The 18,800-nt window shown below is 66.2% G+C and carries 18 protein-coding genes and 1 other RNA gene; 9 read left to right on the forward strand and 10 right to left on the reverse strand.

Annotation, left to right across the window (positions count from 1 at the left end):
• Positions 1–4 precede the first annotated feature (4 nt).
• Positions 5–1,291: a heavy-metal-associated domain-containing protein gene (locus ACZ1II_RS17240; RefSeq protein WP_465147328.1), complete on the reverse strand. Its 1,287-nt coding sequence runs from the start codon at positions 1,289–1,291 to the stop codon at positions 5–7.
• Positions 1,292–1,509: 218 nt separating this feature from the next.
• Between ACZ1II_RS17240 and purM the strand changes: the two genes are divergently transcribed.
• Both purM and purN read left to right on the forward strand, forming a co-directional pair.
• Complete coding sequence (gene purM, locus ACZ1II_RS17245; RefSeq protein ID WP_465144839.1) at positions 1,510–2,613, forward strand: phosphoribosylformylglycinamidine cyclo-ligase; 1,104 nt, start codon at positions 1,510–1,512, stop codon at positions 2,611–2,613.
• Positions 2,606–3,571, forward strand: coding sequence for a phosphoribosylglycinamide formyltransferase (gene purN, locus ACZ1II_RS17250; RefSeq protein ID WP_465144840.1), 966 nt, complete (start codon positions 2,606–2,608; stop codon positions 3,569–3,571). The genes purM and purN overlap by 8 nt, the downstream gene beginning before the upstream one ends.
• A gap of 187 nt (positions 3,572–3,758) precedes the next feature.
• Here purN and ACZ1II_RS17255 read toward each other — a convergent pair whose 3' ends face one another.
• The 5 genes from ACZ1II_RS17255 to ACZ1II_RS17275 form a co-directional block, all read right to left on the reverse strand.
• A complete protein-coding gene (locus ACZ1II_RS17255) occupies positions 3,759–4,013 on the reverse strand; it encodes a YdcH family protein (RefSeq protein WP_465144841.1) in 255 nt (84 codons plus the stop codon).
• Positions 4,014–4,088: 75 nt separating this feature from the next.
• Entirely contained in the window at positions 4,089–4,334 is a 246-nt protein-coding gene (locus ACZ1II_RS17260) for a hypothetical protein (RefSeq protein ID WP_465144842.1), read from the reverse strand.
• A gap of 237 nt (positions 4,335–4,571) precedes the next feature.
• Positions 4,572–4,994 carry a nucleoside-diphosphate kinase gene (gene ndk / locus ACZ1II_RS17265; RefSeq protein ID WP_465144843.1) on the reverse strand — a complete coding sequence of 141 codons (423 nt, stop codon included), beginning with the start codon at positions 4,992–4,994 and terminating at the stop codon, positions 4,572–4,574.
• A 251-nt stretch (positions 4,995–5,245) separates the two neighbouring features.
• Entirely contained in the window at positions 5,246–5,683 is a 438-nt protein-coding gene (locus ACZ1II_RS17270) for a DNA polymerase III subunit chi (protein ID WP_465144844.1), read from the reverse strand.
• A 21-nt stretch (positions 5,684–5,704) separates the two neighbouring features.
• Positions 5,705–7,168 carry a leucyl aminopeptidase gene (locus ACZ1II_RS17275; RefSeq protein ID WP_465144845.1) on the reverse strand — a complete coding sequence of 488 codons (1,464 nt, stop codon included), beginning with the start codon at positions 7,166–7,168 and terminating at the stop codon, positions 5,705–5,707.
• A gap of 94 nt (positions 7,169–7,262) precedes the next feature.
• Here ACZ1II_RS17275 and ACZ1II_RS17280 point away from each other — a divergent pair, with 94 nt between their 5' ends.
• The 4 genes from ACZ1II_RS17280 to rsmA all read left to right on the forward strand — a co-directional run bounded on the left by ACZ1II_RS17280 (position 7,263) and on the right by rsmA (position 13,027).
• On the forward strand, positions 7,263–9,566 hold the full coding sequence (locus tag ACZ1II_RS17280; protein ID WP_465144846.1) for an LPS-assembly protein LptD: 2,304 nt from the start codon (positions 7,263–7,265) through the stop codon (positions 9,564–9,566).
• A 206-nt stretch (positions 9,567–9,772) separates the two neighbouring features.
• Positions 9,773–11,140: a peptidylprolyl isomerase gene (locus tag ACZ1II_RS17285; RefSeq protein ID WP_465144847.1), complete on the forward strand. Its 1,368-nt coding sequence runs from the start codon at positions 9,773–9,775 to the stop codon at positions 11,138–11,140.
• A gap of 19 nt (positions 11,141–11,159) precedes the next feature.
• A complete protein-coding gene (gene pdxA / locus ACZ1II_RS17290) occupies positions 11,160–12,206 on the forward strand; it encodes a 4-hydroxythreonine-4-phosphate dehydrogenase PdxA (RefSeq protein WP_465144848.1) in 1,047 nt (348 codons plus the stop codon).
• Positions 12,203–13,027: a 16S rRNA (adenine(1518)-N(6)/adenine(1519)-N(6))-dimethyltransferase RsmA gene (gene rsmA, locus ACZ1II_RS17295; protein ID WP_465144849.1), complete on the forward strand. Its 825-nt coding sequence runs from the start codon at positions 12,203–12,205 to the stop codon at positions 13,025–13,027. Before pdxA ends, rsmA begins: the two co-directional genes overlap by 4 nt.
• A gap of 49 nt (positions 13,028–13,076) precedes the next feature.
• On the opposite strand, the gene ACZ1II_RS17300 is transcribed toward rsmA, so the two are convergent.
• A complete protein-coding gene (locus ACZ1II_RS17300; protein ID WP_465144850.1) occupies positions 13,077–13,451 on the reverse strand; it encodes a hypothetical protein in 375 nt (124 codons plus the stop codon).
• A 90-nt stretch (positions 13,452–13,541) separates the two neighbouring features.
• On the reverse strand, positions 13,542–15,671 hold the full coding sequence (locus ACZ1II_RS17305) for a malate synthase G (RefSeq protein WP_465144851.1): 2,130 nt from the start codon (positions 15,669–15,671) through the stop codon (positions 13,542–13,544).
• 284 nt (positions 15,672–15,955) lie between these two features.
• On the opposite strand from ACZ1II_RS17305, the gene ACZ1II_RS17310 reads away from it, so the two are divergent.
• Entirely contained in the window at positions 15,956–16,243 is a 288-nt protein-coding gene (locus ACZ1II_RS17310; RefSeq protein ID WP_465144852.1) for a hypothetical protein, read from the forward strand.
• Between the two features lie 61 nt (positions 16,244–16,304).
• Here ACZ1II_RS17310 and ssrA read toward each other — a convergent pair.
• Together ssrA and mscL are read right to left on the reverse strand one after the other, a co-directional pair.
• Positions 16,305–16,672: a transfer-messenger RNA gene (ssrA, locus tag ACZ1II_RS17315) on the reverse strand.
• Positions 16,673–16,729: 57 nt separating this feature from the next.
• Positions 16,730–17,155, reverse strand: a complete 426-nt coding sequence (mscL, locus tag ACZ1II_RS17320) for a large conductance mechanosensitive channel protein MscL (RefSeq protein ID WP_334185370.1) — start codon at positions 17,153–17,155, stop codon at positions 16,730–16,732.
• Positions 17,156–17,357: 202 nt separating this feature from the next.
• Between mscL and ACZ1II_RS17325 the strand changes: the two genes are divergently transcribed.
• Together ACZ1II_RS17325 and ACZ1II_RS17330 are read left to right on the forward strand one after the other, a co-directional pair.
• Positions 17,358–17,963: a LemA family protein gene (locus ACZ1II_RS17325; RefSeq protein WP_465144853.1), complete on the forward strand. Its 606-nt coding sequence runs from the start codon at positions 17,358–17,360 to the stop codon at positions 17,961–17,963.
• A 4-nt stretch (positions 17,964–17,967) separates the two neighbouring features.
• Entirely contained in the window at positions 17,968–18,789 is an 822-nt protein-coding gene (locus ACZ1II_RS17330) for a TPM domain-containing protein (protein ID WP_465144854.1), read from the forward strand.
• The last annotated feature ends 11 nt before the right edge of the window (positions 18,790–18,800 follow it).

Below are 18,800 nucleotides of genomic sequence, written 5' to 3' on the forward strand. Positions count from 1 at the left end.
GGACCTAGCGGGTGATCCTCAGGGCGCCGCCGCCGCTCGTCACCTTCCAGCCCTGCCCGCGCAAGGCCGAGGCAAGCCGCTCGCTGCCCCCCTCGACGGTCACGCGCATCACCGAAGTGCCGCCGACGGCGAGACTCATCGTCGCCGCGCCGCGTACGCCGGGAACCCCGCGCACGGCGGCGAGCGCCGCATCGACCGCCGCCGCATCGGGCGAGGCGAACTGGACGGACACGGTCTCGACCGGCGCCCTGGGCGCCAGCGGCGAAGGCGTGGAAGTCGGTATCACGGCCTGCGACGGCAGCACATCGATCGGCGCGCCGCCCTTGGGCATGAGCTTGGTACGCAGCTCGGCAAAGGCGCGGTCGAGCACCTGGCCGCTGGTGGTCAGCGTCGGATCGGGGCGAAGCTGGCCGCCCGAGAGCGCGTCGCGGTAAAGGCCGTCCATGCGCTGGACCGCCTTTTCGAGCATGGCGGGCAGTTCCTGCTCGCTGCCCGCGTCCATCTCGAACGTGCCGAGGAAAGTGTTGTCGGGGCCGTAGCGCGCCGTGAAAGTGCCGTGGATCGGACCACCCGGCCACTGCCGTTCGAGGCGGGCATAGGGGATAACCACGTCGGCGGCGTCGAACTGGTTGAGCACGTTGCGCCACCACAGACGGCTGCGGCGCGAGGCCTGCCCTGCCGTGAGGATCAGCGATTCGCCGCCCGCGCCCACCGGGCGCACATAGTCGATCGGGCTTTGCGAGGCCTGGAATTCGGCCCAGGCCCGCTGCCAGGGGCCGCGCACTTCGAATACCTGCTGCACGCCGCCCGAATAGAGCACCGGCAGCACCAGCATCGGCGCCGAACGGATCGTCGCGCCGCCGGCACCGACATATTGTCCGGCGCGGGCCTTGTTGAAGATCACGCCGAGCGTGGCGATGTAGCGGCGCGGGCCGACCTGTTCCTGGCCGATCACCACGGACGAGACCATCGCGTCGATCGCCTCGACCGGCATGTCGGGGCCGCCGAGCTTCTTCCAGGCTTCCTTCTCGGCCTGCTTCCAGCCTTCCAGGCGCGCATCGGCGCCGGTCTTGGCGGTCACGTCGACTTTGATGCCGTTGACCTGGATATCTTCGGAATTGGCGAGCGGGGCGATGCCGCGATCGCCCTCGACTTGCGCCACGAGGCGATAGCCGCCCGCCGCGCCGAGTGCGAGAATCGCCGCGCCGCCGGCCACGAGCGCCATGCGCCGCGCAGAAGCCGGAGCGCTGCCGGCCACACGCCGGATTTTGGGGGAAAACGTCAGAGCCATCATCAAACCGTGTCGCCTTTTGCCCAAACCGATCCGGAAAACCAAGCCGTAATCCAAGTCCCGGCGCTCGGCTCACAAAGAACGCACAGGCGAAATCGGCGGAACAGCTTGAACACGGCGATCCGCGAGAAATTTTTCCGCGCGAATTGCCGGAAATATCCCTGCCGAAAGTCATGCTCGGGCGTGACAGCGGCGCGTTTGCACACTATGCGCGCGCAATGTCCGACGATAACACCCCGCAGAGCTATTCCTACGAGCAGGCCGGCGTCTCCATCGCCGCCGGCAACGCGCTGGTGAAGGCCATCGCCCCGCTCGCCAAATCGACCGCGCGCCCCGGCGCCGATGCGGAGCTTGGCGGCTTCGGCGGCTTCTTCGATCCGCGCGCGGCGGGCTACAAGGACCCGCTGCTGGTGGCCGCCAACGACGGCGTCGGCACCAAGGTCAAGCTGGCGATCGACCATGACCGCCACGACAAGATCGGCATCGACCTTGTCGCCATGTGCGTGAACGACCTTATCGTCCAGGGCGCGGAGCCCCTGTTCTTCCTCGACTACTTCGCCACCGGAAAGCTTGAGAACGGCGTCGCCGAACGCGTCGTCGCCGGGATCGCCGAGGGTTGCCGGATCTCCGGCTGCGCCCTGATCGGCGGCGAAACCGCCGAAATGCCGGGCATGTATGCCGCGGGCGACTACGACCTCGCAGGCTTCTGCGTCGGCGCCGTGGAGCGCGGTGAGCAGCTGACCGGCGACAAGGTTGCCGATGGCGACGTTCTGCTGGGCCTTGCTTCCTCGGGCGTGCACTCGAACGGTTATTCGCTGGTCCGCCGCCTCGCCGCAGACAAGGGCTGGAAGCTCGACCGTCCGGCCCTGTTCGATTCGGACACCCTGCTGATCGACGCGCTGATCGCGCCCACGCGCATCTACGTGAAGAGCCTGCTGCCGTTCATCCGCTCGGGACGCATCAACGCCCTCGCCCACATCACCGGCGGCGGTCTGCTCGAAAACATCCCGCGCGTCCTGCCCAAGGGTCTCCATGCCCGCATCGATGCCGGTGCCTGGGAGCAGCCGCGCCTGATGGCCTTCCTTCAGGCCCAGGGCAATATCGAGCCCGGCGAAATGGCCCGCACCTTCAACTGCGGCATCGGCATGGTGCTCGCGGTTCCGGCCGATGACGTCGCCGCGCTCAAGGCCGAACTCGAAGCCGCCGGAGAGACCGTCTTCGTGATCGGCATCGTCGAGGAAGGCGAAAAGGGCTGCACCGTGCAGGGCAGCGCCGAAGTCTGGTCCGCCCGCGAGGACTGGGAAGCGGTGCATCTTGCCTGACAGGGCTTCCGGGAAGGCCAAAGTCGCCGTCCTGATTTCGGGCAGCGGCACCAATATGGCCGCCCTGCTCTATGCCAGCCGGGACGAGGACTGTCCTTATGAGATCGTCCTCGTCGCCAGCAACAAGCCGGATGCGGGCGGCCTCGCCCTTGCCGCCGCCGAAGGCGTGGCGACTTTCGCGCTGAGCCACAAGGGCCTCTCGCGCGAAGACCACGATGCGGCGATGGATGCGGCGATCCGCGAATCCGGCGCGCAATGGGTCGCGCTCGCGGGCTACATGCGCATTCTTACCGAGGGCTTCGTGCGGGGCTGGGAAGGCCGGATGGTCAACATCCACCCCTCGCTCCTGCCGAAGTACACCGGCCTCCACACCCACCAGCGCGCCATCGACGCGGGCGACAGCCACGGCGGCGTCAGCGTCCACCTCGTCATTCCCGAACTCGACGAAGGTCCGATCCTGGGCCAGGTTCCGGTCGCCATCGTGCCCGGCGATACGGCGGATACGCTGGCCGCGCGGGTGCTGATCGCCGAGCACCAGCTCTATTCGCGCTGCCTTGCCGCGCTCGTCGTGCGCGAATCGAGTCCGGAATGGCTGCTCGAACGCGTGCGCGAACGCGCCATGGCGCTGCCCGAGGCGGACGAAGTGGAAAGCCACGGCATGCCCTGCTTCGGCGTGATCAAGGGCAAGAAGTTCGCCTATTTCACCTCGAACCACCATGCCGACGGGCGCATAGCCCTGCTGGTGAAGATCAGCGGCGCCGATGAGCAGGCCATGCTGATCGAGCAGGACGAGGACCGCTACTTCCGCCCCGCCTATTTCGGCGACGGCTGGATCGGCATCCGCCTCGATCTCGGCGAAAACGACTGGGATGCGATCGGGGATTGGCTGTCGCGCTCTTGGCGTGCGATTGCGCCGAAGAAGCTGACTTCGCTGATGGATGCTGCCGACCAGTTCTGATTATGGAGAAAGGCGATAGCCGCCCTCCGGTCCAATACCTGCTGAATCTGCCGCCTAATTCCCGTCATCCCCGCGAAGGCGGGGATCCCGCCTCTGCCGCGTAAGGCGAGAGGTCGCAAAAAGGCAGCGGGGCCCCCGCCTTCGCGGGGGCGACGGAGTTGGTGGATTGAACCGTTAGCTCTTCCGATCAGGCGCCGACTGCCCCGGCATCGCGGATCATCCGGCCAAGTTGGTCGAGCAGGCAGAGGCGTTCCTTCTTGAGCTCCTCCAGCCGGGTGTTCGAAGCGGCTTCCAGCGTAGCCTCGATCCGATGGATTGCGCCGTTCACCTCATCATAGCGGTCGGCCAGCACTGCGAAATGGCCGCGGGTGGCCTTGAGATGGTGCAGGGCTTCCAGATCGTCCGGAAACTCCGCGGCGAGTTCGTGGGCTTTGTGGGACATCGGCTCTCCTCTTCGCTCTGGCTGCATCGCAGGTTATCCTGCCTTGTCCATCCCCGCCTTGCGCGGGATCAATCGTCAGATCTCCGAATAGTCCACTTGCGGACGGCTTTCGCGGGTCCCGCGATAGTGCTTCTCCGGCTCTGCCGGGTCCCCGGCGATCAGCACATGGTCGTCATGCACTTCGACCAGCCTGCCGACGATGGGAAAGCCTTCGAGACTGCCGTTCACGCGGTAGCTGACGGTATCGCCGACCTTGAAGCTCTTCGCGTCGAAATTGAACGCCCACGGACGGGCTTCGTCCGAAGTGACCGCGCCTTGCATCTTCGCTCTCCGACTTTTTCGGAGAACCTAACGCAAAACTGCCCTCTCCCAAAAACAAAAAGGCCGCCCAAGCGGACGGCCTTTTTTTGTCGTTTGATCCGGCTTGCGCCGGATAGCGGCACCGGCCCTCTCCCCCACCCGACCTCCCGACGAGAGTATCCTATGGGAGGTCGGGTGGGGGAGAGGGCCGGTGCCGCTCAACGAATGCGCTTATGCGCATTCGTCAAACAGCTTGCTTCAGCCGACGATTTCTTCCGGCTTGAAGAAGTAGGCGATTTCGATCGCCGCGTTCTCTTCCGAGTCCGAACCGTGGACCGAGTTGGCTTCGATCGATTCGGCGAAGGTCTTGCGGATGGTGCCCTCGGCGGCGTCGGCCGGGTTGGTGGCGCCCATCACGTCGCGGTTGGTCTTGACGGCGTCTTCGCCTTCGAGAACCTGCACGACCACCGGACCCGAGATCATGAACGACACGAGGTCGCCGAAGAAGGGGCGTTCCTTGTGGACGGCGTAGAAGCCTTCAGCCTGCTCTTGCGAAAGCTGGATGCGCTTCGAAGCGACGACGCGCAGGCCGGCTTCTTCGAGCAGCTTGGTGACGCCGCCGGTCAGGTTGCGGCGGGTCGCGTCGGGCTTGATGATCGAGAAGGTGCGGGTAACCGCCATGGTGAGTTCCTTAAAAAGGGGTTGGAATCTTGCGCGCGCCAGTAGCCGGGAACGCGCGGGACCGCAAGGCGGGCGCGGATTAACTTCCGGCAGTCCGGATACTGATCCAGGGTGTGTGGGGTTTTAGGCCAGGTGGAGCCGAGAATGGTGGGCTTTCGCGACCCGGAGCGCAGCGTACTTTAAGTACGTGAGCACCGGAAGCGCGAAAGACCGTCGTTCGCAGGCCCGCATGGGCTGAAACCCCGCACACCCTAGGCCGCCTGAACCCAGCGGCCGCCTTCCTGCTTCCAATAGTAATGCTCCACGCCCTCGCGCCCGCGCAGCATGCGCCAGGTATCGCGGGCGTGCTGGAGCGTGCTCTCGTCGAACAGGAAGAACGTGCGTTCGAACGGCACTTCGCCCTCGCGCCACTGGCCGTCGGCGATGGCCATGAACGTCGCGCCGTTGGCGGGTTCGGGCGCTTCGGAGAGCAGGATCGGCTGGCGATCCTCGTTGCCCTCGCCTGCAAAGCCGTTGGCGAGGAAGCTCTCCGGCCCGGCGGACCAGAGCGCCTGACAGATGCGCTGGCGCTGGCCGAGGTCGGCGGAGACGACGAGCAGGCGCCCGCCATTCCCCGCGACCTTTCCGGCAATCAGCGCCAGAGCGCTTTCGGCAGGGTCACGACTGAGCTGATAGAAATCGACGCGCATGTCGCGGCCCTGCCCTTTCGATCAGGCTTCGAGCGTATCGCGCACGAAGCGGTCGAGCAGGCGCACGCCGAAGCCCGAGGCACCCTTGTCCCAGGTCGCGCCCGGCTTGTCGGTCCAGACGGTACCGGCGATGTCGAGGTGCGCCCAGGGGGTGTCGTTCTCGATGAAACGCAGCAGGAACTGCGCCGCGGTGATCGAGCCGCCGAAACGCGGGCCGACGTTCTTGATGTCGGCAATCGGGCTGTCGATCATCTTGTCGTAGTTCGGGCCCATCGGCATGCGCCACAGGCGGTCGCCCGACACATTGCCAGCGGCGGTCAGCTGCGCGGCCAGGTCGTCATTGTTCGAGAACAGACCGGCATACTCGTGCGCGAGGCTGAGGATGATCGCGCCGGTCAAGGTGGCGAGATCGACGACCTTGGCGGGCTTGTACTCGCGCTGCACCCAGGTCAGCGCGTCGCAGAGCACCAGACGGCCCTCGGCGTCGGTGTTGATGACTTCGATGGTCTGGCCCGACATCGAGGTGACGACGTCACCCGGACGCTGGGCATTGCCGTCGGGCATGTTTTCCACAAGACCGCAGACGCCGATCACATTGGCCTTGGCCTTGCGCAGCGCGAGCGCGAGCATCGTGCCGGCCACCGCACCGGCGCCGCCCATGTCCCACTTCATGTCTTCCATGCCGGCTGCCGGCTTGATCGAGATGCCGCCGGTGTCGAACGTCACGCCCTTGCCGACGAAGGCAACCGGAGCCTCGCCTGCCTCACCGCCGAGCCATTCCATGACCAGCAGACGCGCCGGACGAACCGAGCCCTGCGCCACGCCGAGCAGCGAACCCATGCCGAGTGCGGCCATTTCCTTGTCGTCGAGCACGCGGACCTTGAGGCCGCTGCCCGCCACTTTCGCCTCGACGCGGGCGACGAAGGATTCGGGGTAGATCACATTGGCCGGTTCGGTCACCAGTTCACGGGTGAACGAGACGCCCGCGACGATGGCCTGCTCGACTGCCCAGACCGCTTCGGTGCCTTCCGGCGCGCCGACCACGGCGATGTCCACGAGGCTCGGCTTGGCGTCTTCGGCCAGCTTGGTGCGATAGGTATCGAGGCGCCAGGCGCGCAGCACGGCGCCGAGCAGAGCGCCCGCCGCTTCGTCGGCCGTGAGACCGGCGCCGGTCAGGTCCAGCGTCACGGCGGTCTCACCCGAGGTCAGATACTTGGCGACGACGGCCGCACCCGCGCGCTCGACGGCGCCCTTGCGGTCAGCAGCGTCAGCCGCGCCGATCCCGGCCAGCGCCACGCGCACGGCCTTGCCGTCGCGCTCCACGAAGCCCTCGAAAACCTGCCCGGTCTTGCCGGTGAAGCGCGAGGCCTTGGCGCCTTCGACGAGGACCTGCTCGATATCGGCGGGAATCGCATCCTGGTTCACGAAGCGGGCGACGAGACGCGCCGGGGCGGCGGCAGCAGCGTCAAGGAACTGGATATTCATGGGATCTCCTGAATCACGGGGGCGGGCGCCGATCTTGTGCGCTTCGCCGCAACAGCGGATTGCAGTTAGGCACAGGCGGTGCGATAGGCAAGTGATGCTCCCTGCCGCGCCGACCCTGCTGCAAGCCCCCCTCCGCCGCTTGCGACCCGTTTCGCTGAGCGTGCTGGCCCTTGGAATCGCCGCATTCGGCCTGCCTTCGCATGCCTTTGCGCAGGACGTCTCGCGTCCCGTCGATACCGGCCCGATCGAGGGTGCGCCCCCTGCACCGCCCGCCTCCACCGACGACAACGTGCCGATCGCCTTCGAGGCGGACACCGTCGAATACGACCAGAACGACGAATTCGTCACCGCCACCGGCAATGTCGTGCTGCGCAAGGACAAGCAGTCCGTCCGCGCCGACAAGGTGACGTGGAACCGCAAGACCGGGCAGATCCTGGGCAGCGGCAATGTCCGCATGGTCGATCAGGACGGCAACCAGCTCTATACCGAAAACGTCGAGCTGACCGACGAGCTGAAGACCGGCATGATGGAGAACCTGCTGCTGGTCATGCGCCAGGGCGGACGCCTCGCCGCCAACAAGGGCGAGCGAATCGCCAATGGCGATGTCGTACTCCAGCATGCCGCCTATACCGGCTGCGCCGTGGAAAACGACGAAGGCTGCCCCAAGAAGCCGACCTGGCGCGTCGTCGCCAAGACGGTGGTCTATAGCGAGGAGCGCAATCGCGTGCGCTTTAGCGATGCCCGGCTCGAACTGTTCGGCGTGCTCCAGCTGCCGCTGTTCGGCCTTTCGGTGAGCACCAACGGCGGCGCGGTATCCGGCTTCCTGGTGCCCGACCTGCGCACCAGCCCGTCGAACGGGATCGAGGTGGCGCAGTCCTATTACTGGCGCATCGCCGACAACCGCGATCTCACCGGCTCGCTCCACGCCTATACCAAGGCGGCGCCGATGGCCTCGTTCCAGTACCGCGCGCTGACCGATATCGGCGCTTACCAGATCACCGGCTATGCGACGTCGAGCAACCGCATCCCGATCAACAGCAGCAATCCGGACCCGAACCGCGAACGCGCCTTCCGCGGCTACATTTTCGCCAACGGCAAGTTCCAGCTCGACGAGAACTGGAGCATCACCGCCTCGATCCGCCGCGCCACCGACCGCACCTTCGTGCGCCGCTACGACATCTCACGCGACGACCGGCTGCGTTCGTCGGTCGAAGTCGAGCGGATCGACCAGGACAGCTACTTCTCGTTTGCGGGCTATGCCACGCAGACCCTGCAATCGAGCCGCGACCAGGGCCAGATTCCGGTCGCCTTCCCGGTGCTCGACTATCGCCACCGCTTCAACGAATCGCTGCTGAGCGGCAAGATCGAGACCCAGGTCAACACGATGGGCGTTACCCGCGTCGATGGGCAGGACACCCAGCGCGCCTTCGCCAGCACCCAGTGGTCGCTGCGCAAGCTGACCGGCATGGGCCAGGAAGTGACGCTGACCGGCCTCGTGCGCGGCGACGTCTATCATTCCGACGAGAACGACCTGACCACGACTGCGCTCTATCGCGGGCAGCCGGGCTGGCAGACGCGCGGCATCGCGCTGGCGGCCGTGGACGTGAAGTGGCCGCTGGTCGGCCAGGTGTTCGGCGGCAGCCAGATCCTGACCCCGCGCGTCCAGTTCGTCGCCACGCCGAAGGTCAAGAACCTGGCGATCCCCAACGAGGATTCGCGCGCGATCGAGCTGGAGGATTCCAACCTCTTCGCCCTCAATCGCTTCCCCGGCTACGACCGTTTCGAGGACGGCGTGCGCTTCACTTACGGCGTCGACTGGATGTTCGAACGTTCGCGCTGGCGCATCAAGTCCACGGTCGGTCAGTCGATCCGGCTCAGCAACAAGCCCTCGATCCTGCCCGACGGTACCGGCCTTGCCAGCAAGACCTCGGACATCGTCGGCCGCACCGAACTGCGCTATCGCAACTTCTTCAACATCATCCACCGCTTCCGCGTCGACAAGGACACGCTGGCGGTGCGCCGCAACGAGTTCGACATTTCGCTGGGCAACAACCAGACCTACCTCGAACTCGGCTATACCAAGCTCAACCGCGACATCTCGATGGACATCGAGGATTTGAAGGACCGCGAGGAAGTGCGCGCCGCGGGCCGCGTCGCCTTCGCCAACTACTGGTCGCTGTTCGGCTCCGCCGTGGTCAACCTGACCGACCGCAAGGAAGACCCGACGTATGGCTCGGACGGCTTCCAGCCGCTGCGCTCGCGCGTCGGCATGGCCTACGAGGACGACTGCCTCCAGGTCTCCTTCACCTGGCGGCGCGACTACGTGACCTTCGGCGATGCGCGCAAGGGCAACTCTTTCCAGCTGGGCTTCGCGCTCAAGAACATCGGGGCATGGTGATCCAGCCCTGCCGATCAAAGCGGCCCCTGCCGGAGCCGCCATCGCCAAAGCGGCCCCAGCTGGAGCCGCCATCGCCAAAGCGGCTATCGGACGTGCTCAGTTTCGGTTAAGCCGCGTGCCGACATAGGGTCGGTAATGCGTCCCTCGGCGAAATTCTCCATCGAGCGGCAGCGGCCGTGCGGGTCGAATACGGGATATAGGTCAAGGTGAAAGCTATCCAACGCAACACGTTCTTCAAGCGCGCGGCCTTTGCCTGCACTGCCCTCGCCACTTGCGGCACGCTGGCCGCAGCGCTCTCGTCGGGCGCAGCCTCTGCCCAGTCCGCGCCGCAGGGCGAGATCGTCATTCCAGATGACGTGAAGATCTTCGGCAACGACAATCCCAACTTGCGCCGCGCCACCGCCGTGGTGAACGGCTCGGTCATCACCGGCACCGACGTCGACCAGCGCCTCGCCCTGATCCTCGCCGCCAACCAGGGCAAGATCAGCGAAGACGAACAGAAGCGCCTGCGCCTGCAGGTGCTGCGCAACCTGATCGACGAGACGCTCCAGATCCAGGAAGCCAAGGCCGCCGACGTCGCCGTTTCCGATGCCGAGGTCGACCAGTCCTACGCCCGCGTCGCTTCGCAGAACTTCAACCAGAACACCCAGGCGATGGACGCCTACCTGAAGCGCGTCGGCTCCTCGCCGGACTCGCTCAAGCGCCAGATCCGCGGCGAACTGTCGTGGCAGCGCCTGCTCCAGCGCAACGTCCAGCCGTTCATCAACGTCTCCGACGACGAAGTGAACGAAGTGATCGACCGTCTCAAGGCCTCGAAGGGCACCGAGGAATACCGCCTCGGCGAGATCTATCTGGCCGCCACGCCGGAATCCGAGCAGCAGGTCGAGGCAAACGCCGGCCAGATCATGCAGCAGCTGCGCCAGGGAGGCAGCTTCGTCGCCTATGCCCGCCAGTATTCGCAGGCCTCGACCGCTCCGGTCGGCGGCGACCTCGGCTGGGTCCGCCTCGGGCAGCTTCCGAACGAAGTGGGCGAAGCCGTGCGCGACATGCAGCCCGGCCAGCTCGCCGGCCCGATCGCCATCCCCGGCGGCTACGACATCGTCTACCTGATCGACAAGCGCCAAGTCCTCACTGCCGATCCGCGCGACGCCGTGCTGGCGCTCAAGCAGATCTCGCTCGAGTTCCCCAAGGGCATCAGCGAAGCCCAGGCCAATGCCAAGGCCGAAAACTTCGCCAACACGATCAAGACCGCCAAGGGCTGCGGCGATGTCGACAAGGTCGCCGCCACCATCGGCGCCCAGGTCGTCGCCAACGACCAGGTCAAGGCCCGCGACCTGCCCGCGCAGATCCAGTCCTCGATCCTCACACTCTCGCCCGGCGAGACCCTGCCGCCGTTCGGCTCGCTGACCGAGGGCGTCCGCATCCTGATGCTCTGCGGCCGCGACGATCCGCAAGTCGATTCCGGTCCGAACTTCGAGCAGGTCATGGCCCAGCTTGAGGACGACCGCGTCAACAAGCGCGCGCAGATGTACTTGCGCGACCTTCGCCGCGACGCGGTGATCGAGTACAACTGACGATAACGGGGGCGGCACGATGGCGGCCAATACCAACGGCGCGCCGCCCCTGGCGGTTCCGCCTCTCGCCGTTTCCTTGGGCGATCCGGCGGGCGTAGCTCCGGAACTCATCGCGCAGGCCTGGGCCGTGCGGCATGAAGAGGGGCTCATGCCCTTCTTCGCCGTCGGCGGCGCCGAAGTGCTCAGGGCCGCCGCGCGCAGCCGCGGGATCGACCTGCCGGTCGTCCGCATCGCCGCCCCGCAGGAAGCCGCCGAAGTCTTTGCAAAGGCCCTGCCGGTGCTGGGCGAAGAGGATGCCGAAGCCCGGTTCGGCCAGCCGGACCGCAGCGGCGCCGCCCTCGCCCTCCATTCGCTGACCCATGCCACGCAGCTCGCGCTGTCCGGCGCGGCCAGCGCGGTCGTCACCGGCCCCATCGCCAAGTCGAAGCTCGCCAAAGTGGGCTTCACCCAGCCCGGCCAGACCGAATTCCTCGCCGATGCCTGCGGCGTCGCCCATGGCGATGCGGTGATGATGCTGGCCGGTCCCAACTTGCGCACGGTGCCGCTGACCGTCCACGTCGCGCTCTCACAGGTCCCGGCGCTCGTCACCCGCGATCTCATTGAAGGCAAAGCCCGGATCGTCGCCCGCGCGCTCGTCCGCGACTTCGGCCTGTCCCCGGCGCGCATCGCCATTACCGGCCTAAACCCCCATGCCGGGGAAGACGGTCGCATGGGCCGCGAGGAGATCGAGACCATCGCCCCCGCCATCGCCGCCCTCGCCGCCGAGGGACTGGCCGTGACCGGCCCGCACCCTGCCGACGCCCTTTTCGCCGCGCATGAGCGCGACAGGTTCGACGTCGCGCTCTGCATGTACCACGATCAGGCGCTCGTCCCGATCAAGACCCTCGATTTCGACGCGGGCGTCAACGTCACGCTCGGCCTGCCGATCGTGCGGACCTCGCCCGACCACGGCACCGCCTTCGGCATCGCGGGCCGGAACGTGGCGAGCGCGGGCGCTACCATCGCCGCCATCCGCATGGCAGGCCAATGCGCCGCGCGCAGGCTTTCGCCGGAGACACCAGCATGACCACTCTTCCTCCGCTGCGCGAAGTGATCGCCCGCCACGGCCTTTCCGCCTCCAAGGCGCTCGGCCAGAACTTCCTGTTCGACGAACAATTGCTGGACCGCATCGCCGCCATCCCCGGCGGTCTTGAAGGACGGCAAGTGCTGGAAGTCGGCCCCGGCCCCGGCGGCCTTACCCGCGCCCTGCTGCGCGCGGGCGCCACCGTGACCGCGATCGAGATGGACCGCCGCTGCCTTCCGGCGCTGGCGGAAGTCGAGGCCGCCTTCCCCGGCAAGCTCAAGGTGATCGAGGGCGACGCGATGAAGATCGCCCCTGCCGACCTGTTCGACGGGCCTTACGCGGTCGTCGCCAACCTGCCCTACAATGTCGGCACGGCGCTGTTCACCGGCTGGCTCTCGGGCGAAGCCTGGCCGCCGCAGTGGTCGTCGCTGACGCTGATGTTCCAGGAGGAAGTGGCCCGCCGCATCGTCGCCGAGCCGGATACCTCTGCCTATGGCCGCCTCGCGGTGCTGGCGCAGTGGCGCTCGCAGGCGAAGCTGGCGATGAAAGTCCACCGCAGCGCCTTCACGCCGCCGCCCAAGGTCATGTCGGCGATCATCCACGTCGAGCCGGGGCAGGCGCCCGAAGGCGTGTCGATGCGGGTGCTGGAGCGCGTGACCGAAGCCGCCTTCGGCCAGCGCCGCAAGATGCTGCGCCAGAGCCTCAAGGGCGTGCCCGGCGCACTGGATGCACTGGAGAGCCTGGGAATCGATTCCCAGCGCCGCGCGGAAACGCTGTCAGTCGCAGAATTCGTCAGCGTGGCTAAGGTACTTACCCGGCCCTGACCGGACCGGGTGGGGGAGTTGACCCGGTCCTGATCGGACCGGGAGGGGCTTACTGCGCGGCTTCGGCGGAAACGGGCTGCCTGACGGCCCCGAGATCGGGCTTGGCAAGCTGCGCCGCCACCCAGACCGCCACGGCAAGGCCAAGCCCCATCAGCGCGAACTGAACGAGACGCCCCGTCAGCGGTCCATCGGATGCAAGGAAACGGACGACACCGCGCTCCTTCGGAAAACGCAGGGCTTCCGCCGCCAAAGCGACCGGCAGCACTTCGCGATCCGAACCCGCGCGTTCCCGCTCGGCGCGAACCGAGTCGAGACGCACGACCCGCGCGCCTTCTTCCGAATTGATACCGTCGGCCGGGACACCGACAGGCGGCGTACCGGAGATGGCGCGCCCATGGGCACGATCAGCACTGGACTTCTTCAACGCCGGGCCCCCCTAGCGAACACCACGTTGAATAGTGCCTTGCACGCGATAGATCAAATCAAAGTTAACGCACGGGTGAGGCTTTTGCGGTCAGACCTCCGCCAGCGAAGGCACGACAGCCGCTGCCTTTTTCCGACGGCGCCAGGCATGAAGCAGCGGCTCGGTATAGCCACTCGGCTGCTCCACGCCCTTGAAGACGAGATCGCAGGCCGCGCGGAAGGCAAACGAGGTCTCCCAGTTGCCTGCCATCGGCTCGTAGAGCGGATCGCCCGCGTTCTGCGCATCGACCTTGGCCGCCATGCGATGCAGCGAATCCATGACCTGCTCGCGCGAGCAGACCCCATGGAGCAGCCAGTTCGCCATGTGCTGGCTGGAGATGCGCAGGGTCGCGCGGTCCTCCATCAGGCCGACATCGTCGATGTCCGGAACTTTCGAGCAACCGACGCCCTGATCGATCCAGCGCACGACATAGCCGAGCAGGCCTTGCGCATTGTTGTCCAGTTCCCCGCGCACTTCAGCCTCGGACCAGTTGGTGCCCTGCGCCAGCGGGACTTGCAGCAGGAGATCGAGACCGGGAATCTCCGCGCCCGCCATCTCGCCCCGCAAGCCAAAGACATCGATCTCGTGATAATGCATGGCATGAAGCGTCGCCGCAGTGGGAGACGGCACCCAGGCGGTGTTCGCCCCGGTGCGCGGATGGCCGATCTTCTGTTCGAGCATGTCGCGCATCCGGTCCGGCGCCGCCCACATGCCCTTGCCGATCTGCGCGACGCCCGAAAGCCCGTGCCGCAACCCGATCGCGACATTGCGCTTCTCGTAAGCGGCGATCCAGCCCGAGCCCTTGATCGCGTTCTTGCGGATCATCGGCCCGGCCCGCATCGAGGTATGGATCTCGTCGCCGGTACGGTCGAGGAAGCCGGTGTTGATGAAGACGATCCGGTCCTTAACCGCATGGATGCAGGCCGCGAGGTTCGCCGAAGTGCGCCGCTCCTCGTCCATGACGCCGACCTTGATCGTGCGGCGCGGCAGGCCCAGCAGGTCCTCGACCGCATCGAACAGGTCGTTGGTGAAGGCGCATTCCTCCGGCCCGTGCATCTTCGGCTTGACGATATAGATCGCCCCTTCGCGGCTGTTGCCGAAGCGGGTCAGGCCTTTCACGTCCTGCGCCGAAATCGCGCTCGTCAGAACGGCATCGAGGATACCCTCGGGAATTTCCGAACCGTCGGCCAGCAGGATCGCCGGATTGGTCATGAGATGGCCGACATTGCGGACGAACAGCAGGCTGCGTCCCGGCAGTTCGAGCACCTCGCCCGAGGGCGTCTCGACCGCCTTGTCCGGCGCCAGCGCGCGGCTGTGGGTGCGGCCGCCCTTCTCGAAGGTTTCGGTGAGGTCGCCCCGGATCACGCCGAGCCAGTTGGCATAGCCCGCCAGCTTGTCCTCGGCATCGACCGCGGCGACGGAATCCTCCAGGTCGACGATCGTGGTGAGCGCGGCTTCCAGCACGACATCGGCAATGCCCGCCCGGTCGGACCGGCCGACTTCGCTGCCCGCATCGACAACGATCTCGATCCCGAGACCGTTCGAGCGATAGAACCGCCCGGCCTGCGTCGTCCCGACATATTGGGCCGGATCGGCCAGAGCGACGTCGAGGCTCTCGGCATCGGCCCAACTCCCCGAGGCCAGCGGCAAGGCCCTGTCGAGAAACCGCCGCCCTTCGGCGATCACCGCCGCGCCGCGGGCCGGATCGTAGCCCCGCCCCTGCGCAGGCTCGGCATCGAGCGCGTCGGTGCCGTAGAGCGCATCGTAAAGACTGCCCCAGCGCGCATTGGCGGCGTTGAGCAGGAAACGGGCATTGAGCACGGGAACGACGAGTTGCGGCCCCGCCATCGTCGCGATCTCGGGATCGACGCCGGTAGTACCGATGGAGAAATCGCCGGGTTCGGGCGCCAGATAGCCGATCTCGCGCAGGAATGCCTGATACTCGGCCTGATCGATGGACTTGCCGGGGCGCTCCAGGTGCCAGGCGTCGATCGCCGCTTGCAGCGCATCGCGCCGTTCCAGCAGCGCCCGGTTGCGCGGCGCCATTTCGGCCACCAGCGCCGCAAACCCCGCCCAGAACCCGGCCGCATCCTGACCGATCGGCGGCAGGACTTCCTGCTCGACGAAACGCGCCAGGGCGCCATCGACCCGCAGGCCCGAACGTTCGACTCTGTCTGTCATCTTTCCTCGCATTCCAGGCACGCAGGCACCAAAGTGCGTGCGGCGACCGTGACATCTGTTCAAGATTGTCCTGGGGAGGATTGGCCCTGCTATGCCCGATCCGGATGGGCTTGGCAAATGCGAACTCGCCGCCGGTCTCCATTACGGTCCCAAAGTGGTACCACCTCGGACCAGCTTAGACCTTGCGCCGGAAGGACTTACGACCGACATTCCCCTCGGCTTCGGGAACCTTCGAGCGGCTCCCCCACTTGCGCATGAGGACGCGCGGTACTGGAAGGATCGGAATGCTTCGCAAGATCAGCCGGCTTTTCGTCATCAAGACGCGCTGGGAAGCGTTCATGATCATCTACGCCCTCGCCCTGGGCGCGGTGGAACGCGGCAGCGTCTACCTCACGCGCTTTCCGGGATGGGGGGGAAGACTGCTGTTCCTGGCCTGCACCGGCGCCGTCTTCATGGCCGGGGCGAAAATCCTCGACTGCCTGAAGTTCGAACAGGCCCAAAAGCTGGCCGAAGAAGCGGAAAATGCACCCGAAGTGGACGAGATAGTCCCCGAACGCGCAAACGCCGCCTGAGAAAAGCCCGGATATGTCGGAAGGGTGGGGTGATTCTGTTGCAAGGCTCACCCCGGGCCCCTGGAATCCCTTCTGTTGCCCGGTGGGTCCAACCGCGCTTTAGCTTTGTAACGTCAGGGCGTTAGCCCCTAGAATTACGCGGCGAGAGCGAGTGCTTCGTTGTCGTTGGCACTTGTGAGTTTTGAGCCTTGAACGGGTTACTCAGCCCGAATGAAAACACCGCTTTTCAACACACGTCGATCCTAGTTCGGCCCCGTCATCACCCCTGCGACAACAGGGTTGTCCGGCCGGATGGCAGGACGGGTGATGGTGGAGCCGCCGGGTACCGCCCCCGGGTCCGCTGTGCCTATTGAACGGCGCAGTTTATCATCATAGCCAGCCGAAGCTGGCAGGACCTCATATAGGGCGCCCGCCGGAAAAGAAAAGGGCGGGAATGACCCCGCCCTTCCGCAATTCACAGCCGATTTCTCACGGCCGTTTTTCGGCTCAGTCCTTCTTCAACGCGTCGCGGATTTCCGCCAGAAGTTCCACTTCGGTCGGGCCGGTGGGCGCTGCGGGTTCTTCCTTCTTGGGCAGCAGGCGATTGGCCTGGCGCACGATCAGGAAGATCACGAAGGCGAGAATCAGGAAGTTGATGATCGCCGTGAGGAAGGCGCCATAGCCGAACATGGCGACGCCCGCCGCCTTGAGACCGGCATAGGTCATCGGCCCGGTATAGCCCGCCGGGATCGTGCCAAGCACCACGAACTTGTTGCTGAAATCGATGCCCCCGGTGATGAGACCGATGAACGGCATGATGACATCGTCGGTCAGCGAGGCAACGATCTTGCCGAAAGCCGCGCCGATGATCACACCGACAGCGAGGTCGAGCACGTTGCCGCGCGCGATGAAAGTCTTGAATTCCTGAAGCATGGGTCGGTTTCCCCTCGATCCTGTGCGGTCCACGATTGGCGGCAAACCTGCCACATCGCTCGTTATGTAACAATCGCCCGAGTAACAAACGGTTGCGCGCGTCGTTTCAGCGGAGCGACCGTCCTTGAACCGGGACGGGCGGCTGCTATCTATTCCAGCTAGAGGCATGGCCCCTTGGCCGCGCCGATCAGGAGGATCACGAATGTCCCTTTCCGCCCTGGCCCGCAAGAGCCGCAATGTGCTGGCCCTCGCGGCGGCGCTGTCGCTGGCTGCCTGCGGTTTCAACTCGGTTCCGACCAAGCAGGAAGCCGCCAAGGCCAAGTGGGCCGATGTCCAGGCCGCCTTCCAGGAACGCGCCAACCTCGTCCCCAACCTCGCCGCCGTGGCGAAGGGCGCCGCGACGCAGGAGAAGGAAATCCTCACCGGCGTGGTCGAAGCACGCGCCAAGGCGACCTCGATCCAACTGACCGCAAACGATCTTAACGATCCGGCCAAGATGCAGCAGTTCCAGGCCGCGCAGGGCCAGCTCGGACAGAGCCTTTCGCGCCTGCTGGTCAGCGTCGAGCAGTATCCCGAGCTCAAGTCGATCGTGAACTACCAGATGCTCCAGACCCAGCTTGAGGGCCAGGAAAACCGCATCCGCATCTCGGTGCGCGACTACAATGCCGCGGTTCAGGACTACAACACCGAAGTCCGCACCTTCCCGACCATGATCGGCGCCAAGCTGCGCGGTGCGGACCCGCTGGTCCCCTATCAGGCGACGACGCCGGGCGCCGAGAACGCGCCGAGCCTCGAAGGCAAGATCTGATCCCGTGATCCGTTTCCGGGCCGTCCTCGCGGCCATCCTTCTGGCGTTCGGCGCGCTGCTTGCCCAGCAGGCAGCCGCCGAACCCACCTTCCCAAAGCTGACCGGCCGTGTCGTCGACGATGCCAAGCTGCTGAACCCGCAGCAGACCGCCCAGCTCACGCAGAAGCTGGAGGCGCTGGAGAAGAACTCCGGCCGCCAGCTGGTCGTCGTCACCCTGCCCAGCCTTCAGGGCTACGAGATTTCCGACTACGGCTACCAGCTCGGCCGGGCCTGGGGCATCGGCGAGAAGGACAAGAACAGCGGCGCCCTGCTGATCGTCGCGCCGAACGAACGCAAGGTGCGGATCGAGGTCGGCTACGGCCTCGAACCGATCATCACCGACGGCCTCTCCTTCCTCATCATCAACAACCAGATCCTCCCCCGCTTCAAGGCCGACGACTATCCCGGCGGCATCGCGGCGGGCACCGACGCCCTCATCAAGCAGCTCACCCTGCCGCCCGACCAGGCCCGCAAGGTGGCGGCAGACGCCAATGCCGCGCGCAAGCAAGGCTCCGGCGGCGGCTTCCCGATCGGCACCATCGTCTTCATCCTCATCATCGTGTTCTTCGTGGTCATGCCCATGATCAACGAAGCACGCGGCGGCGGGCGGCGGCGCGGCGGCTTCGGCGGTCCGATCATCTGGATGCCCGGCAGCTTCGGCGGCGACGATGACGACGATCACTTCGGCGGCGGCTGGGGTGGAGGCGGCGGATTCGGCGGCGGCGGTGGCGGCTTCTCGGGCGGCGGCGGCAGCTTCGGCGGCGGCGGCGCGAGCGGCAGCTGGTAAGGGGGACAGAA

Source organism: Novosphingobium sp. BL-S-20 (assembly GCF_055521635.1).